Source organism: Citricoccus sp. CH26A, assembly GCF_000224415.1.
Lineage (GTDB): Bacteria > Actinomycetota > Actinomycetes > Actinomycetales > Micrococcaceae > Citricoccus.
Map to the genome: position 1 here is coordinate 1 of NZ_AFXQ01000040.1, position 16,978 is coordinate 16,978.

The following is a 16,978-nucleotide window of genomic DNA, read 5'->3' on the forward strand; positions in this document are numbered from 1 at the left end:
CTCCACGGCGCCGGACGCCGCCGAGGTCCTGGGAGTGGGCCGGGCGAAGCTGTCGGACATCGAGGCGAACCTGGTCCTGGACACGGCCCCCGCCGCCCCGGCCCACCAGGTCTTCACCGGGGTGCTCTACGACGCCCTGGACTACGCCTCCCTGCCGGAGGTCGCCCGCCGCCGGGCGCGCGAGGAGGTGCTGGTCTTCTCCGGCCTGTTCGGCGTGCTGGCCCTGGGTGACCGGATCCCCAACCACCGCCTGACGGTCACCGCCACGCTGCCGACCATCGGCCGGATGTCCTCGTGGTGGAAGCCGCGGCTCACCCCGCTGCTGGACGAGAAGGCCGCGCATGCCGGTGTGGTCGTCGACTGCCGCTCGGGCGGGTACGCGGCGCAGTGGAAGGCCCCGGCGGAGACCACCGTGACGGTGGACGTGTTCCAGGTGCGCAACGGCGAGCGCACCGTGGTCTCGCACTTCGCCAAGCACACCCGCGGGCTGGTGGCGCGGGCCCTGCTGCTGGCGGGTCCCCGGGTGGCCCGGTCCCCGGAGACGGCGGCCGAGGTCGTGGCGGCCGCTGGTTCGGCCGCCGGCCCGTACGACTGGACGGTGGACCTGGTCCCGGCGTCGCAGACCCCCGGGTCGAGGCCGGGCCGGCTGGAGGTCACCCTGCCCGAGCGGTACTCCACCGTCTGAGCCTGGCCCCTACCTCCCCCGGGACCGGTGGTGACCGGGACCTTTCCCCGGCCCGGGCGGGCCGCTACGGTGGTCGGATCCGATGCGCAGGAGGATGGTCCGCCGTGAATCCCAACGTCCCCACCGTGGTGCAGTCCGACCGCACCGTTCCCATCAACCTGCGCCAGTCCGGGCCCACCCCGGTCCAGATGCTGATCGACACGCGCGTGCGGAAGTCGCCGTACTGGCACCTGTCCATGGAGGCCGGCTGCTGGCGGGCCTCGGTCTACAACCGCATGTACCACCCCCGGGGCTACGTGGCCCCCGAGGACGGCGGCATGATGGTCGAGTACGACTCCCTGGTGAACCACGTGACCCTGTGGAACGTGGCGGTCGAGCGCCAGATCCGGGTCCAGGGCCCGGACGCGGAGGCCTTCGTCGACTTCGTCATCACCCGGGACGCCACCCGGATCCCCGTCATGCACGCCCGCTACGTGATCCTGTGCAACGAGGCCGGCGGGATCCTGAACGACCCGGTCCTGCTGCGGGTCGCGGAGGACGAGTTCTGGTTCAGCCTCTCGGACTCGGACCTGCTGTTCTGGCTGCAGGGAGTCAACGTGGGCCGCCGGTATGACGTGGACATCCGCGAGATCGACGTCTGCCCCGTGCAGGTCCAGGGCCCGAAGTCCGTGGACCTCATGGCGGACCTGTTCGGGGACGCGGTGGCCGGGCTGCCGCCGTACGGCCTGCTCGCCGGACAGGTGGCGGGCTGTGACGTGATCGTCTCCCAGACCGGGTTCAGCGGGGAGAAGGGCTACGAGATCTACCTCAAAAACGCGTCCCTGCACGCCGAGACCCTGTGGAACGCGGTCCTCGAGGCCGGACGTCCGCACCAGCTGGCCGTCGTGGCGCCCGCGCACCACCGCCGGATCGCGGCCGGGATCCTGTCCTGGGGCCAGGACATGGACCAGGAGACCCTGCCCTTCCAGGTCAACCTGGGCTACCAGGTCCCCCGGGGCAAGGCGGGCGAGTACGTGGGCAAGGCTGCCCTGGAGGAGGCCCGGCGCCAGGTCGAGGCGGGGACCCCGCCGTACACCCACCAGCTCGTGGGGATGCGGCTGGGCGGGGCGCCCATCGAGGACTACGCCCCGGACTTCTGGCTGATCAGTCCCGACGTGGACACCGACCCGGTCGGCTACGTCACCTCCCCCTGGTACTCGCCGGAGCTGGGTCACAACATCGCCATGGGGTACGTCCCGGTGGAGCTCGCCGGCCTGGGCACCGAGCTCTGGGTGCACCTGCCGGAGGAGTACGCGGACACCGCCGGACGGCCCGTGGCGGCCGAGGTGGTCGAGCTGCCCTTCCGGCCCTCGGTCAACCCGAACCAGCGCGAGCTGCTGAGGCAACGGGGGCTGGACGCCGCCGAGTGAGGCGATGCCCCGATCCCGTCCGCGTCCCCCGGCGGTCGTCACCGCGGGCAACGGCAGGCCGGGGCGCCCCAGACTGTCAGGCGGTGCCCGCCTCGGCCACGAGCTCGACCTCGAAACCGCCGGGGGCCTCCAGGTAGGCCGCGTAGTGGCTGCGTCCCCCGGCGAAGGGGTGCTTCTCGGCGAACAGCACCGTGAAGCCGCGGTCGACCGCGTCCTCGACCAGCGCGTCGACCTCGGCCCGGGTGCCGGCCTGGAAGGCCAGGTGGTTGAGCCCCGGACGCATCCGGTCATGGCCGCCGGGACCCACGTCCGGTCCGGACTCCAGCACGAGGTACTCCCCGGCGCCCTGGTAGCTGGTGCCCTCGGACCATTCGCCGCTGACCTGGTAGCCGAGCTGCTGGAACAGCCAGCCCAGCGTCTGGCGGGCCCGGGCCAGGTCCTGCACCCAGATCTCCACGTGGTGCAGCCGGCCCGCCCGCCGCGGTGTCCCGGCGCCGAAGGGCCGGCCGGCGCTGTCCGCTGCGGCTGCCCCGGTCCCGGCCGGCACCGGTTCCGGGGCCGGCTCCTCCTGCACGGACTCCTGCGCGGGTTCCGGTGCGGGCGTCGCGGTCTTGGGCACGGTGGATCCGGCAGCCGCGGCGCCGGCCACCCGGATCCCGGACTTCTCGCGGATCCACGGGCGCCCGGACGCGCCGGCGTCCATGGCCTCGTTCGAGAGCAGGTCTGCGTCCTTGTTCTTCTCCCGGGGGATCCACTCGTACGTGACCCTGCCCTGGGGGAGGATCGCCCGGGCCTGGCCGGCCAGCTTCTGCATGTCCGCGTGCTTGATCTTCCAGCGCCCGCTCATCTGCTCCACCACGAGCTTGGAGTCCATCTTCACGTGCACCCGCGCATCGGGGTCGAGGTTCCGTGCCATGGTCAGGCCGGCCACGAGCCCGGAGTACTCGGCCACGTTGTTCGAGGCCCTGCCCAGCGGGGCGGCGTCGATGTCCAGGATCTTCCCGGTGGCCGGATCGCGGACGAGGGCACCGTAGCCGGCGACTCCGGGATTGCCGCGGGAGCCGCCGTCGGCCTCGACCTGCAGGACGCGTTCGGACACGGGCATCACTTCTCTCTGGTTCTGGACGGGTGGCCGGCCGGAGGCCGGCGGGGCTCAGCCCTCGGTGGCCCGGACCAGGATGGCCCCGGAGTCCGGGCAGTACACCAGCGTATCGGCCGGCGCCTGCTCAATCTGCGCGAGGTCTGCCGGGCTGATCGGCATGCCGGAGGCCTCCGAGTGGTTCCCGACCAGCCGCGCCGCCCCGATCCCGCCGGTGCGGGCCCGGACCTTCTCGTACCGGGCGACCAGCCCGGCGGGCAGGGTGGCCGCGAGCGCGGTGCGGTCCCTGGTCAGCTCGTTGCCGCGGGCGGAGACGTCGGTGGCCTCGGCCTTCAGCGCTGCGCCGCGGTCCCGGGCGGCGGCCTGCGCCTCGGCCAGGAGCCGGTGGGCCTGCGCCTGTGCGGACTCGGCCTGCTCCACGGCGTCCATGGCCTCCAGCTCCGTCTCCTCGTGGCGGTCCTGGAGTTCGGCGAGCGTGGTGAGCTCGTGCATCATCCTCTCCAGGTCCCGGGCCGATCCCTCGCCGGCGTCCAGGCGCTTCTGGTTGCGCTCCCGGTGGGCCCGGACGGAGGAGACCTCCTGGTCGGCGGCGGCCAGGGCGGCCTGCGCCGCGGCCAGCGAGGCGGCGGCCTGGTCGGCCTCGGCCTGGCGGTCGGCGACCGCCTGCTGCAGCTGGCGGAACGCGGGATCCTGGCGCAACTGCTGCATGCGCGACCGCGCCTGGTCCAGGGCGGTGTCCAGCGCCTGCAGGTCGAGCAGTCTCAGCTGCTCGGCCGGGGTCGCCGTGGTGGCCGGGGTCGCGGGGGTGGCGGAATCGGTCATGCGGGCCTCCTTCAGGAGCCGGGGGTCAGGACGAAGTCCCAGGGGTCGGTGTTCAGTGCGCTGACCGCGATCTCCACGTCGAAGCCGCGGTCGGTGAGCAGGGTGTCGAGGGCCTCGGCGGCGGCCGGCAGCCACAGCCACTCGCTGCCGAAGTGGGAGACCTCCACCAGGTAGGGGCGCCCGCCGGTCAGCCGGGCCGCCTCCCGCGCCTCGGAGGCCGGGTGGTGGCGCAGGTCCGCCGTGACGTACACGTCGGCCCCGGCGGCCCGGACCTGGTCGAAGAGACTGTCCCCGGCGCCTCCGCAGACGGCCACCGTGCTGACCAGCCCGTCCCGGTCCCCCGCCACGCGCACCCCGCCCGCCACGGCGGGCATGACCGAGAACACGCGGGCGGCGAAGTCACCCAGGGTCATGGCCCGGGACAACCGGCCCACCCGGCCGAGCCCCTCCTCGGCCAGTCCCCCGTCGGCCGGGACCAGCGGCGTGACCTCCTGCAGCCCGAGCACGTCCGCGATGACGTCGGAGACGCCCCCGACGGCGGAATCGGCGTTGGTGTGGGCGGTCAGCAGCGCGCAGCCACCCTCGATGAGGCTGTGGAGGACCTCGCCCTTGAAGCCGGTGGCCGCCACCGAGTGCACGCCGCGCAACAGCAGCGGATGGTGGGTGACCAGCAACTGGGCACCGGCGCCCACGGCCTCCTCGACCACGTCCTGGACGGGGTCCACCGCGAAGTGGATGCGGCGCACCGGCCGGCCGGGCCGGCCGGCCACCAGGCCGGTGGCGTCCCAGTCCTCGGCCAGCGACGCGGGCCACAACTGCTCGAAGGCCTCCAGCACCTGGGCCAGGGTCGGGATCCGGTCGGTGTCGCGGAGGTCCGTCCCCTCCGGCTCGGCCGGGGAGGACTGGGTCGGCGTTGCGGCGCTCATAGGGCCATTGTGCCCGAGTCGGGAATGAACCCGCGCTCCCCCGTGCTGTACCCCGACGTGAGTGACGACGTACGAGAGAACCCGTCCGACGACGTGACCGACCCCCGCGGCTCCCACCGGGTGCTGACGGTGGCCGGCGGCTGCTTCTGGTGCCTGGACGCCGTGTACCGGCGCATCCGGGGCATCACGGCCGTCGAGTCCGGCTACACGGGCAGCGACTGGCCCGACCCGGACTACGAGGCGGTGTGTTCGGGGATGACCGGTCATGCCGAGGCGGTGCGGGTGGGTTTCGACGAGTCCGTCATCAGCGCGGACATGGTCCTGGACATCTTCTTCACGGGCCATGACCCGACGACCCTGAATCGCCAGGGCCATGACGTGGGTACCCAGTACCGCTCGGCACTGTTCGCTGACGGCGCCGAGGACGAGGCCCTGTTCCGGGCCGCCATCGAGCGCAACCAGGACAACTGGGCCGCCCCGATCGTCACCACGATCGAACCGGCCGCACGGTGGTATCCGGCGGAGTGGTACCACCAGGACTTCTACACGAACCGGCCCGATGCCGGCTACTGCCACGTGATCATCACCCCGAAACTGGCCAAGGTCCGGCAGCGTTACTCGGCGTGGCTGGTCGAGCCTCAGCTCAGCAGGCCGCTGGCATAGGCTGATTCCCGAGGACCCGGACGTCGCCGCCCGGGTCCACCGCCCGTGCCGGGCCACCGGCCCGCCGCCCGCAGTCCCCGCACCGACTTCGACAAAGGAAACCCTCATGGCCACCTTGCTCAATAACATCACCGAGGCCGTCGGCAACACCCCCCTCGTCCGGCTCAACCGGCTGACCGAGGGACTGCCCGGCCAGGTCGCCGTCAAGCTCGAGTTCTACAACCCGGCCAACTCGGTCAAGGACCGCATCGGCCGGTCGATCGTGGATGCCGCCGAGGCCTCCGGCCAGCTGCGCCCGGGTGGGACCATCGTGGAGGGCACCTCCGGCAACACCGGCATCGCCCTGGCCATGGTCGGCGCTGCACGGGGGTACAAGGTCATCCTGACCATGCCCGAGACCATGTCCAACGAGCGCCGCGTGATGCTGCGCGCCTACGGGGCGGAGATCGTCCTGACCCCCGGCGCCGACGGCATGCGCGGAGCGCTGGAGAAGGCCCAGCAGATCGTCGCCGAGTCCGACAACGCCGTCTGGGCCCGGCAGTTCGCCAACCAGGCCAACGTGCAGGCGCACTACACCACCACCGGACCCGAGGTCTGGGAGGCCACCGACGGCCAGGTGGATGTCTTCGTCGCCGGCATCGGCACCGGCGGCACCATCACCGGCGCCGGTCGCTACCTGCGGGAGCAGAAGCCCGACGTGCGCCTGGTCGCCGTCGAGCCGGCCGACTCCCCCATCCTCTCCGGGGGCAAGCCGGGTCCGCACAAGATCCAGGGCCTGGGCGCGAACTTCATCCCGGAGATCCTGGACCAGGAGATCTACGACGCGGTGTACGCCGCCACCCTCGAGGAGTCCGTCGCCACCGCGCGTGACCTGGGCACCCAGGAGGGCATCCTGGGCGGCATCTCCTCCGGGGCCATCGTGTCCGCGGCCATCGAGGAGGCCAAGAAGGAGGAGAACCGGGACAAGCTGATCGTCGCGATCGTCTGCGACTTCGGCGAACGGTACATCTCCACCGTCCTGTACGAGGACATCCGCGGCTGATCACGGGTCCGCGGCACGCACTACAGTCAAGACACCGCCGTGCGGGCCGGTCACCGACCGGTCCGCACGCACACCGCCGGCACCAGCCACCGACCGAAAGGCCTCCAGTGGGTTTCCTGTCCCGCCTCAAGGAAGACATCGCGAACGCCCGGGCGCATGACCCGGCGGCCCGCGGCGACCTGGAGGTTGCCGTGGTCTACTCGGGCCTGCACGCGATCTGGGCGCACCGGCTGACGCACCGGATGTGGCAGAACGAGCGCCTGAAGACCCCGGCGCGCGTGGTCTCCCAGGTGGCCCGGACCCTGACCGGGATCGAGATCCACCCGGGCGCGACGATCGGCCGGCGGTTCTTCATCGACCACGGCATGGGCGTGGTGATCGGTGAGACGGCCGAGATCGGCGACGACGTCATGCTCTACCACGGGGTCACCCTCGGCGGCCGGTCCCTGGACAAGGTCAAGCGGCACCCGACCCTGCAGAACGGGGTCGTCGTCGGTGCCGGTGCCAAGATCCTCGGCCCGGTCGAGATCGGTGCGGGCACCGCGGTGGGAGCCAACGCCGTCGTCGTCAAGGACACCCCCGCCGGCTCCATCGCCACCGGCGTCCCGGCCACGTGGCGCCACCGGGAGCCCCGCGAGCACAAGCCCGCCGTGGACCCGGCGGAGTACGTCGACCCCGCCATGTGGATCTGACGCCCCGAGAGCCTCCTCCCGCAGCACACCAGCACGACGCCGGCCGGTCGCCTTCCCCTCGGAAGGCGGCCGGCCGGCGTCGTGGGGGCCTCAGGCCGAGATTTCGGAGCGGTCCCCCGACCACAGGGTGTGGAAGGTGCCCTCGCGGTCGACCCGGCGGTAGGTGTGCGCACCGAAGTAGTCGCGCAGGCCCTGGGTGAGCGCGGCCGGCAGGCGGTCCCGGCGCAGTCCGTCGTAGTAGGCCAGGGCCGAGGAGAACACCGGTACGGGCACCCCGGCGGAGACGGCCGCGGCGACCACCCGGCGCCAGGCCGGCACCGCGGCGGCGAGCGCCTGGCTGAACTCCGGGGCGAAGAGCAGGTTGAGCGGCTGGCCCTCCGCCAGCGTGCCCGGCTCCGGGTGACGAGAGGTGTCCCGGCCCCCGTAGGCCTTCATGATGGTGTCCAGCAGGTCGGCGCGGATGATGCAGCCGTTGCGCCACAGCGAGGCGATGGTGCCCAGGTCCAGGGACCAGCCGTACTGCGCGGCGGCCGCCGAGAGCATGTCCAGGCCCTGGGCGTAGGACACCAGCTTGGAGGCGTACAGGGCCAGGCGCACGTCCTCGACGAAGGCCTCGTGGTCCCGGTCCTGCAGTTCCTGCGGGGCGCTGACGTCATCGGCGCCCGCGCCCAGGACCTCCCGGGCCGTGGACCGCGCGGCGGTCTGGCTGGAGAGCGAGCGGGCGAAGACGGACTCGGCGATCGCCGCCACGGGCGCGCCCAGGTCCAGCCCGGAGATGGCCGTCCAGCGGCCGGTCCCCTTCTGTCCGGCCTCGTCCACGATGACGTCGACCATCGGCTGGCCGGTGGCCACGTCCACCTGGCTCAGGACGTCGGCGGTGATCTCGATCAGGTAGCTGCGCAGCTCCGTGCGGTTCCACTGCTCGAAGATGACCGCCTGCTCCGCCGGTTCCACGCCCCCGACGCTGCGCAGGAGGTCGTAGGCCTCCCCGATCACCTGCATGTCGGCGTATTCGATGCCGTTGTGGACCATCTTCACGAAGTGGCCGGCGCCGTCCGTGCCGATCCAGGCACAGCAGGGGTCGCCCTCGTACTTCGCGGAGATGTCCTCGAGCAGCGGGCCGAGCGCCTCGTAGGACTCGCGCGGGCCGCCCGGCATGATGGCGGGGCCGTTCAGGGCGCCCTCCTCACCGCCGGACACGCCGATCCCCACGAAGTGCAGGTCCTTCGCCGCGAGGGCCGCCTCGCGCCGGCGGGTGTCCTCATAGTGTGAGTTGCCGGCGTCGATGACGATGTCTCCGGCCTCCAGCAGCGGCACGAGCTGGTCGATGACGTCGTCCACGGGCCGGCCGGCCTGGACCATGAGGAGCACCCGGCGGGGGTGGCCAGGGACTCCACGAGCTCGGCCAGCGTCTCCGTGGGGATGAAGGTCCCGTCCTCGCCGTGCTCGGCCACGAGCGCATCGGTGCGCGCCCTACTGCGGTTGTGCAGGGCCACGGTGTACCCGTGACGCGCGAAGTTCCGGGCCAGGTTCGCCCCCATGACCGCCAGCCCCGTGACGCCGATGTCAGCCTTCATGCCGTTCCTTCCCAGCACGCCGGAGGTGCTGCTGCCAACAGTGGAATTCCGGCCGCACCCCTCAGGGGCGGCCCGGACCTCACCAGCCTACGTGGTCGGCGGGGCCGGCCGCGGCGTTCACCGCCTCGTCTGCGGTGCGGAGGACCGTTCGGGGCGCTCGCCCGCGCCCGCATCCCCGGCCGTGCCCCCGGCCGCGGCCTGGGTCGCGATCCGCCGGAGCCCGACCGCCATTCCGGCCGCGAGCCGCGTGGCGCCGGCCGTGTCCAGGTGCAGTCCGTCCGTGGTCAGGGAGGGGTCGGCGAAGCGGTTGCCCGCCGTCCGCATCCGGTGCGCACCCAGGTGGTGCACCCAGGACCGGGGACCGGTCTCACCGTCCGGGAACGACGGGGAATCGGCGACCGTGAGCGAGTCGCCGTAGACCTCCAGGCTCACCACCGTGCCCGGCCCCTCCGGGGAGAGGTGCCGTGAGGGGACAGGGACCGGCCCCGCGTCCCCGCCCTCCCGGCATCCGGAGAGGGTGAGGAGGGCCAGGAGCAGGCTGAGCGCCAGCGCCGCGGGGGCCGCCCGTCGCCTCCGGGGGGCCGCGATGGGTCAGTCCCCGACGGCTTCCCGGCCGCGGCGCACGATCAGCGGGTCCGGGGTGCCGACCACCGCGTGGTCCTTGTCCTCGTACTCGAACTGGGACAGGAAATGGCGCATGGCGTTGAGCCGGGCACGCTTCTTGTCATTGGACTTGATGGTTGTCCACGGCGCGTGGTCGGTGTCCGTGTGCAGGAACATCGCCTCCTTGGCCGCCGTGTAGTCCTCCCAGCGGTCCAGCGACTCCAGGTCCATGGGCGAGAGCTTCCAGCGGCGCACCGGGTCGATCTGGCGGATGGCGAAGCGGGTGCGCTGCTCGGACTGGGTCACCGAGAACCAGAACTTCGTCAGGTGGATGCCGTCGTCCACGAGCATCTTCTCGAACAACGGCACCTGGCTCATGAAGGTGGTGTACTGCTCGTCCGTGCTGAAGCCCATGACGCGCTCCACGCCCGCCCGGTTGTACCACGAGCGGTCGAAGAGCACGATCTCGCCCTCGGTCGGGAAGTGGTTGATGTACCGCTGGAAGTACCACTGGCCCTGCTCGCGGTCCGAGGGCTTGTTCAGCGCCACGACCCGGGCGGTGCGCGGGTTGAGGTACTCCGTGAAGCGCTTGATGGTCCCGCCCTTGCCGGCGGCGTCCCGGCCCTCGAAGACGATGATGTGCCGCTGCCCCGAGTCCTCACCCCAGTACTGCAGCTTCAGCAGCTCGATCTGCAGCTTGTACTTCTCCAGCTCGTACTCCTCGCGGGACAACCGCGTCTCGTACGGGTAGTCCTCCCGCCAGGTGTCCACGGCCCGGCCCTGGGGGTCGATCAGGTCCGGGTCCGGGGTGTGGCGGTCGACCACCTGAAAGCCGCCGTCACGGATCTTGTCGATGAACTCCCGCAGGTTCTCCCGGGGCGCGTCCGGCGTCAGCAGCATCTCGACTCTCCTTCGAAGGGGCCGGCACCGGGGTCCCGGACCAGCGGCGTGGTCGGTGGACCCCCCGGGTGCGGCACGGTGGGGACTGGACTTCATTGTCCATCATCGTCCCCACACGCCACCCGGTTCCGTCATCGGGCGTCGTCCCCGGTGAACAGCCGGTGAACACCGGTGGAGCGCAGGAGTCAGCGCGCCATGGCGTGGGGCGGGCGCTCCAACCCGGCGGAGACCGCCTCGGACGGGTCGTGCCCGAGCTCGACGATGCGGTTGCCGGCATCCACGTGGACCACGGTGGGCTGGAAGGACCGGGCCTCCTCGGTGGTCATCTGCGCATAGGTGATGAGGATGACGGTGTCCCCCACGTCCACCAGGTGGGCGGCGGCGCCGTTGATGCCCAGCACTCCCGACCCGCGTTCCCCGGCGATGGTGTAGGTCTCCAGCCTGGCCCCGTTGGTCACGTCCACGATCGCCACGAGTTCGCCGGGCAGGATGTCCGCGGCGTCGAGCAGGTCCTGGTCAACGGTGACCGAGCCCACGTAGTGCAGGTCCGCGTGCGTCACGGTGGCACGGTGGATCTTGGACTTGAAGATGGTCCGGGTCATGGAGGCCATGGGTCTGTGTTCCTTCGGAAGGCTGGCGATCCCGCTGCCCCGGGGGCGCGGTGACGACATCCCCTCAACGGGCAATGCCTGTCAATTATGCCCGTCGATGACGCCCGGCCGTGCGCGGTGCGCCGTGCCGGGGCGCCATCAGGGCGTTCACCAAGATTTCCACAGGGTCGCCCCGAGATGATGCGGCATGTCCACCTCGCAGCTGTCCCAGGACACCCGGAGCGCGACCGGACCGGGGCGCCGGCCCAGTCGCCTCTCCGTCCTCGCCCTGATTCCCGCGGGGGGCCACCGCGTCAGGCTCCTGCTGGACCTGACGGCGGTCGAGCCGGGACTGGAGCCGAGCTCGCGGGCCAGGACGGCCCGGCACCGTTCGTAGGCCAGCAGGCCCGAGACCGGGTGCCCGCCCCGTTCCAGGGCCAGGATCATGCTCGTCCAGGCGGCCTCGTTGAGCTCGTCGGTGTCCAGGACCCGTCGGGACCAGGCGACGGCCTCGGAGCCCAGTACGAGTTCCCGGGCCGTGTGCGCGGCCTGGACCATGGCGGTGGCCGTCCGGGCGTTCTGCAGGCGGCGCTCGGCCGCGGCCGCCGGGGGCGCCCCCTCCCAGAGCAGCTCGATGAGCCGTCCCTTCGAGACGGGAGTCCCCAGGTGCAGCAGCAGGATCTCCAGGATCTGCCGGGACTTGGGCCCGCCCAGCTGGTGGGGTCTCAGGACCGTGTCCCCGCGGCGCACCTCCAGGCCCCACAGCATGGTGATGGTCAGGTGCTGCTCCCCAAGTTCGTTCTCCCCAGCGCGTGCACGACCGACATTCCCATCCGGGACCGGGCGTGCGTAGCCCCGGCCTTGGGGAACCGGGACCCTCGCGAGTGCCGCTGGTCGGCAGCGGCACCGCGCCGGCGCGGGCCGGACGTCGACGGCGTTGCACTGGATGGACCGTGGGGAGAACACGAGGCGATCGAGTGGAGGGCACTCGGGCAGTCGGGGTCGAGCTCCTGATAAAGCAGTACACCCCACCGTGGCACCGGGCCCCGGGCGGGCACAGAATACCCTCACGGCACTGATCATCACAACTGCCCCCATCCCCGGAGGCCGACCATGCGTGACGTGAGGAACCGGCGCACCGTCAGGACCGGGCTCCCCCATGTCACATCCGCTGCGGACGTCACCGGGCGCGTCATCATCCCCCATGACTCCCGACCAGAACGCGGCGATGCACGGACCGGCCTCCGGTGCGCGGCGGGTGCCGACACTGGGAGACCGGAAAGAGACACCGCCATGAAGACCCGCGACCTCACCCCGGGACACATCGGACGCACCATCCGCGTCACCGGCTACGGCATCGACGTCACCGGAACCCTGCGTGACCTCATCGTGCGGACGGTGGCCGCCACCACCGGGTCCCAGCGCAATCCCCAGGTGGAACTCATCGGCGTCACCCTGCAGGTGGGTCCCCACCACCTGGACCTGACCGGCCACGAACACGTCACGCAGCCCTGCGACCAGCCCCTGATCCGGCAGTCGACGGAGAGGGAGTGGTGGGTGGAGGACGTGGTGGGCCCTGCCGGGATCGAACCGACGACACCTGCGGTGTAAACGCAGTGCTCTACCAGCTGAGCTAAAGGCCCTCATACACCTCGGACCCCGGCGGTTCGGCCCAGGGCCTCGACGAGCAGGGTGCGCGTGCAATCACAGGTTACCGCAGGGCTCCGGGCCCCCGCTCCAGGCGCACCGAGGGGCGCCCGCGGTCACCCCCCTCGTGCTCGACGACCTGCTCGACGACGGCAGCACCGGATCCTCCCCCACCGACGGGCCGGGCGGGACGGTCTCCTCAGTCCCGGTTCGGCCCCGCGCCGCCACGGGACAGGTGGTCGGCCAGCCGTCGTTCCTGCCCGGGGGCCGCCTCGACGCGCCGCAGTTCCCGGCCCGCGGCATCCACGAGGACGCTGATGCGCCGGGCGCGTCCGGTGCGGTCGTCGAAGGCACCGACGCGCCGCGCCGCGGCGCCGTGCGGCCAGAAGTCGGCGAGCAGGGGGGTGCGCACCCCGTGGGCGTCGCCGAAGGCGCGCAGCACGGGGGCGGAATCACAACTGATCACGCGTAGTCCGATCCCGGACGGGGCCAGTCGCCCGGCCAGCTCGTCCACCCAGCCCAGCTCGGCGGTGCACACGGGCGTGAACGCACCCGGCAGGAAGAAGAGCCAGCAGCGGGACGGCACGGAGACGCCGTCGGCCCCCTCGGGCGACCCCGGATCCGGGGCCAGCGGCGGCCACGGCCAGGACTGTCCGTGCTGGTCCCGCAGGGCGGGGGCCTCAGCCACCGGGAGGGCTCACCGGTTGCGCTTGCCGACCAGGCGCGAGGCGGTCCAGTCCGCGGAGACCCCGGCCGTCGTGGTGACGTGGAGCCCGGCGGTCGGCGCCGCCTCGGCGACGTCGGCCGGCAGGACGTGGCCCTCGCGCCCGTTACGCGGCGTCATCAACCACAGCACGCCCCCGGCATCGAGCGAGGTCTGCGCGTCCATCAGGGCGTCTGCGAGGTCCTCGACGTCACCGTCGGAGGCGCGCCACCACAGGACGACGGCGTCTACGGGGTCCTGGTCCTCCTCGGTCAGCAACTCGGTGCCGAGCTCGTCTTCCAGGGCGTCCCGGAAGTCGAAGTCGATGTCCTCGTCGAAGCCGAGTTCCTGGACCAGCTGGCCTTCGGACAGCCCCATCCGGGCGGCGGGTCCGACGCTGGTCTCCGCAATACGCCCGACGGCGGGGGCGGAGTCTGGCTGGTTCACATCTCTCCTTGCAGTTTCCGTGATGACCAAGCGGGCATCATCCCGTCCAGATTACTGCGCCCCGTAGCACCGGGCCATGTCCATGTATTGGACTGCACCGTAAGGTCCGCAGGCGTTACAGTCGGACGTGGAAGCAATGGGCCGGTCTGACTTGCCCCGGACGGCTGACCCCGGACGGGTCCGGGCCACAGATACTGCGGACATGATCCGCCGACAGAGAGGTTGCCGTGAGCGCAGCTGAAGAGAGCTCCCATATCCTGAGCGGCCTGACGAACCAGTTGCCGGACAAGGATCCCCAGGAGACCGCAGAGTGGATCGAGTCCTTCGACGGTCTCGTCGAAGAACGCGGCACGGAGCGCGCGGAATACATCATGCGCCAGCTGCTCCAGCGCGCCGGGACCAAGTCCGTGGGCGTCCCGATGGTCACCACCACGGACTACGTCAACACCATCCCCGTGGACCAGGAGCCCGAGTACCCCGGAGACGAGGAACTGGAGCGCCGCTACCGCAATTACCTGCGGTGGAACGCCGCCATGATCGTCCAGCGCGCCCAGCGCGACGGTGTTGGCGTGGGCGGGCACATCTCCTCCTACGCCGGCCAGGCCACCCTGTACGAGGTGGGCCTGAACCACTTCTTCCGCGGCCAGGACCATCCCGGTGGTGGCGACCAGGTGTTCTTCCAGGGCCACTCCTCCCCCGGCAACTACGCGCGCGCCTTCCTCGAGGGCCGGCTGACCGAGGAGGACCTCGACGGCTTCCGCCAGGAGAAGTCCAAGGCCGGCAATGCCCTGCCGTCCTATCCGCACCCGCGCATGCTGCCGGACTTCTGGCAGTTCCCCACCGTGTCCATGGGCCTGGGCCCGATCAACGCGATCCACCAGGCCCAGTTCAACCGCTACCTGCACAACCGCGGCATCAAGGACACCTCCCAGCAGCACGTCTGGGCCTTCCTCGGGGACGGGGAGATGGACGAGCCGGAGTCGCGCGGCGCTCTGCACATCGCCGCCAACGACAAGCTCGACAACCTGACCTTCGTCATCAACTGCAACCTGCAGCGCCTCGACGGCCCGGTCCGCGGCAACGGCAAGATCATCCAGGAGCTGGAGGCCTACTTCCGCGGCGCCGGCTGGAACGTCATCAAGGTCCTGTGGGGCCGCGAGTGGGACGGGCTGCTGGACAAGGACGACGAGGGTGAGCTCGTCCGGATCATGAACGAGACCCTCGACGGCGACTACCAGACCTACAAGGCGGAGTCCGGCGGCTTCGTGCGCGACCACTTCTTCGGACGGTCCTCGGTGACCAAGGAGATGGTCGCGGACATGACCGACGACGAGATCTGGGGCCTCAAGCGCGGCGGACACGACTACAACAAGGTCTACGCCGCCTACAAGGCCGCCATGGACTACCAGGGCAAGCCGACCGTCATCCTGGCGCAGACGGTCAAGGGCTACGGCCTGGGCTCGTCCTTCGAGGGCAAGAACGCCACCCACCAGATGAAGAAGCTCACGGTGGAGGACGTCAAGAAGTTCCGCGACCGCCACCGCATCCCCGTCACGGACGAGCAGATCGAGGCCGATCCGTACAACGTGCCGTACTACCACCCGGGCCCGGACGCGCCGGAGATCCAGTACATGATGGAGCGGCGCAGGGCCCTGGGCGGCTTCCTGCCGGAGCGCCGTGAGGACCACGACAAGATCCCGATGCCGCCGGAGTCCACGTACAAGCACGCCAGGAAGGGCACCGGCAAGCAGCAGGCCGCCACCACCATGGCCTTCGTGCGCCTGCTCAAGGACCTGATGCGGGACAAGAACATCGGCAAGCGGATCGTGCCGATCATCCCGGACGAGGCCCGCACCTTCGGCATGGACTCGTTCTTCCCGACGGCGAAGATCTACAACCCCAAGGGCCAGAACTACCTCTCCGTGGACCGGGACCTGTTCCTGTCCTACAAGGAGTCCCCGCAGGGACAGCTCTACCACGTGGGCATCAATGAGGCCGGCGCCACCTCGGCGCTGACCGCGGTGGGCTCGTCCTACTCCACGCACGGCGAGCTGATGATCCCCGTGTACATCTTCTACTCGATGTTCGGCTTCCAGCGCACGGGCGACTCCTTCTGGGCCGCCGGGGACCAGTTGGTCCGCGGCTTCGTGATCGGCGCCACCGCCGGGCGGACCACGCTCGCCGGCGAGGGCACCCAGCACATGGACGGGCACTCCCCGATCCTCGCGGGCACGAACCCGGCCGTGAAGCACTACGACCCGGCGTTCTCCTACGAGATCGCCCACATCGTGCGCCAGGGCCTGGAGGACATGTACGGCGAGCACGACCGCGGCGAGGACGTCCGCAACGTCATGTACTACCTCACGGTGTACAACGAGCCGATCATCCACCCGGACGAACCGGAGAACCTGGACGTGGAGGGACTGCTCAAGGGCATCTACCGCTACAGCCAGGGCGAGGGCGAGGGCCCCAAGGCCCAGCTCATGGGCTCCGGCGTGTCCCTGCCCTGGGTGATCGACGCGGCCAGGATCCTGGCCAAGGACTGGGGCGTGTCCGCTGACGTGTGGTCCGTGACCAGCTGGAACGAACTGCGGCGCGATGCCGTGTCCGCCGAGCGCGAGGCACTGGAGAACGCGGAGGGCAACGCCCGCGTCCCCTACATCACGCAGAAGCTGGCGGACACCGAGGGTCCCGTGATCGCGACCACCGACTACGCGACCCTGGTCCCGGACCAGATCCGGCCGTTCGTCCCGAACGCCTTCGCCACCCTGGGTGCGGACGAGTTCGGCTTCGCGGACACCCGCGCCGCGGCTCGCCGCTACTTCCTCATCGACACCCACTCGATGGTCGTCAAGACCCTGCAGATGCTGGAGAAGGACGGCAAGGTCGAGGCCGGGACCGCGGCCAAGGCCTTCGCGCAGTACCGGCTCGACGACGTCAACGCCGGCACCACCGGCAACGCGGGCGGAGACGCCTGATCACCCGTTGACGGGCCCGGGCCCGGACCCCGACGACGGCGGCCGGTGAGGTGCACAGCGCACCTCGCCGGCCGCCGTCGTTGTCGATTCCCCACAACGACGCGCCGGTCACGGGCCGCCCGGCGGCACCGGACCCGCCTATGCTCGTCAGCATGTCCGAGACGCGCATCACCCCACCCCGCAAGGTCTCCGAGG

The 16,978-nt window shown here is 71.1% G+C and carries 15 protein-coding genes, 1 tRNA gene and 1 pseudogene; 6 read left to right on the forward strand and 11 right to left on the reverse strand.

Annotated elements, in window-relative coordinates:
* Together CITRI_RS18125 and CITRI_RS20515 are read left to right on the forward strand one after the other, a co-directional pair.
* A partial coding sequence (locus CITRI_RS18125; protein ID WP_010145776.1) for a YaaA family protein occupies positions 1–685 on the forward strand: 685 nt, incomplete at its 5' end.
* A 104-nt stretch (positions 686–789) separates the two neighbouring features.
* Positions 790–2,094, forward strand: coding sequence for a glycine cleavage T C-terminal barrel domain-containing protein (locus CITRI_RS20515; protein ID WP_010145777.1), 1,305 nt, complete (start codon positions 790–792; stop codon positions 2,092–2,094).
* Positions 2,095–2,170: 76 nt separating this feature from the next.
* Here the strand turns inward: CITRI_RS20515 and CITRI_RS0115135 are convergent, their stop codons facing one another.
* From CITRI_RS0115135 to CITRI_RS0115145, 3 genes are read right to left on the reverse strand one after another with little or no spacing between them, the layout of a single operon-like run.
* Positions 2,171–3,199: a reverse transcriptase-like protein gene (locus tag CITRI_RS0115135; protein WP_010145778.1), complete on the reverse strand. Its 1,029-nt coding sequence runs from the start codon at positions 3,197–3,199 to the stop codon at positions 2,171–2,173.
* 48 nt (positions 3,200–3,247) lie between these two features.
* Positions 3,248–4,015, reverse strand: a complete 768-nt coding sequence (locus CITRI_RS0115140) for a zinc ribbon domain-containing protein (RefSeq protein ID WP_010145779.1) — start codon at positions 4,013–4,015, stop codon at positions 3,248–3,250.
* 11 nt (positions 4,016–4,026) lie between these two features.
* Positions 4,027–4,941: a Nif3-like dinuclear metal center hexameric protein gene (locus CITRI_RS0115145; protein WP_010145780.1), complete on the reverse strand. Its 915-nt coding sequence runs from the start codon at positions 4,939–4,941 to the stop codon at positions 4,027–4,029.
* Positions 4,942–4,998: 57 nt separating this feature from the next.
* Here CITRI_RS0115145 and msrA point away from each other — a divergent pair, with 57 nt between their 5' ends.
* The 3 genes from msrA to epsC all read left to right on the forward strand — a co-directional run bounded on the left by msrA (position 4,999) and on the right by epsC (position 7,338).
* The gene (gene msrA, locus CITRI_RS0115150) at positions 4,999–5,604 is read left to right on the forward strand and encodes a peptide-methionine (S)-S-oxide reductase MsrA (RefSeq protein ID WP_369732430.1); all 606 of its coding nucleotides are present in this window, start codon (positions 4,999–5,001) and stop codon (positions 5,602–5,604) included.
* 106 nt (positions 5,605–5,710) lie between these two features.
* A complete protein-coding gene (gene cysK, locus CITRI_RS0115155) occupies positions 5,711–6,646 on the forward strand; it encodes a cysteine synthase A (protein WP_010145782.1) in 936 nt (311 codons plus the stop codon).
* 107 nt (positions 6,647–6,753) lie between these two features.
* Positions 6,754–7,338 carry a serine O-acetyltransferase EpsC gene (gene epsC / locus CITRI_RS0115160; RefSeq protein WP_010145783.1) on the forward strand — a complete coding sequence of 195 codons (585 nt, stop codon included), beginning with the start codon at positions 6,754–6,756 and terminating at the stop codon, positions 7,336–7,338.
* Positions 7,339–7,428: 90 nt separating this feature from the next.
* Here the strand turns inward: epsC and gndA are convergent.
* The 8 genes and pseudogenes from gndA to CITRI_RS0115200 form a co-directional block, all read right to left on the reverse strand.
* A pseudogene (gene gndA, locus CITRI_RS18130) lies at positions 7,429–8,915 on the reverse strand (NADP-dependent phosphogluconate dehydrogenase).
* Between the two features lie 117 nt (positions 8,916–9,032).
* Positions 9,033–9,347, reverse strand: a complete 315-nt coding sequence (locus CITRI_RS0115170; protein WP_141566146.1) for a hypothetical protein — start codon at positions 9,345–9,347, stop codon at positions 9,033–9,035.
* 159 nt (positions 9,348–9,506) lie between these two features.
* On the reverse strand, positions 9,507–10,418 hold the full coding sequence (gene ppk2 / locus CITRI_RS0115175; RefSeq protein WP_010145786.1) for a polyphosphate kinase 2: 912 nt from the start codon (positions 10,416–10,418) through the stop codon (positions 9,507–9,509).
* 185 nt (positions 10,419–10,603) lie between these two features.
* The gene (gene panD, locus CITRI_RS0115180; protein WP_029139397.1) at positions 10,604–11,020 is read right to left on the reverse strand and encodes an aspartate 1-decarboxylase; all 417 of its coding nucleotides are present in this window, start codon (positions 11,018–11,020) and stop codon (positions 10,604–10,606) included.
* A 156-nt stretch (positions 11,021–11,176) separates the two neighbouring features.
* Complete coding sequence (locus tag CITRI_RS19745) at positions 11,177–11,776, reverse strand: BTAD domain-containing putative transcriptional regulator (protein WP_010145788.1); 600 nt, start codon at positions 11,774–11,776, stop codon at positions 11,177–11,179.
* A 799-nt stretch (positions 11,777–12,575) separates the two neighbouring features.
* A tRNA-Val gene (locus tag CITRI_RS0115190) sits at positions 12,576–12,651 on the reverse strand.
* 203 nt (positions 12,652–12,854) lie between these two features.
* A complete protein-coding gene (locus tag CITRI_RS0115195; RefSeq protein WP_010145789.1) occupies positions 12,855–13,343 on the reverse strand; it encodes a redoxin domain-containing protein in 489 nt (162 codons plus the stop codon).
* A 9-nt stretch (positions 13,344–13,352) separates the two neighbouring features.
* On the reverse strand, positions 13,353–13,736 hold the full coding sequence (locus CITRI_RS0115200; RefSeq protein ID WP_083843482.1) for a DUF3052 domain-containing protein: 384 nt from the start codon (positions 13,734–13,736) through the stop codon (positions 13,353–13,355).
* Positions 13,737–14,032: 296 nt separating this feature from the next.
* Between CITRI_RS0115200 and aceE the strand changes: the two genes are divergently transcribed.
* On the forward strand, positions 14,033–16,783 hold the full coding sequence (gene aceE, locus CITRI_RS0115205; protein WP_029139398.1) for a pyruvate dehydrogenase (acetyl-transferring), homodimeric type: 2,751 nt from the start codon (positions 14,033–14,035) through the stop codon (positions 16,781–16,783).
* The last annotated feature ends 195 nt before the right edge of the window (positions 16,784–16,978 follow it).

Coding starts and splice junctions, on each gene's coding strand:
- CITRI_RS19745 (WP_010145788.1), bottom strand. CDS start 11,776: ATGCTGTGGGGCCTGGAGGTGCGCCGCGGGGACACGGTCCTGAGACCC.
- CITRI_RS0115140 (WP_010145779.1), bottom strand. CDS start 4,015: ATGACCGATTCCGCCACCCCCGCGACCCCGGCCACCACGGCGACCCCG.
- CITRI_RS0115145 (WP_010145780.1), bottom strand. CDS start 4,941: ATGAGCGCCGCAACGCCGACCCAGTCCTCCCCGGCCGAGCCGGAGGGG.
- cysK (WP_010145782.1), top strand. CDS start 5,711: ATGGCCACCTTGCTCAATAACATCACCGAGGCCGTCGGCAACACCCCC.
- ppk2 (WP_010145786.1), bottom strand. CDS start 10,418: ATGCTGCTGACGCCGGACGCGCCCCGGGAGAACCTGCGGGAGTTCATC.
- CITRI_RS0115200 (WP_083843482.1), bottom strand. CDS start 13,736: ATGGGGCTGTCCGAAGGCCAGCTGGTCCAGGAACTCGGCTTCGACGAG.
- CITRI_RS0115135 (WP_010145778.1), bottom strand. CDS start 3,199: ATGCCCGTGTCCGAACGCGTCCTGCAGGTCGAGGCCGACGGCGGCTCC.
- panD (WP_029139397.1), bottom strand. CDS start 11,020: ATGACCCGGACCATCTTCAAGTCCAAGATCCACCGTGCCACCGTGACG.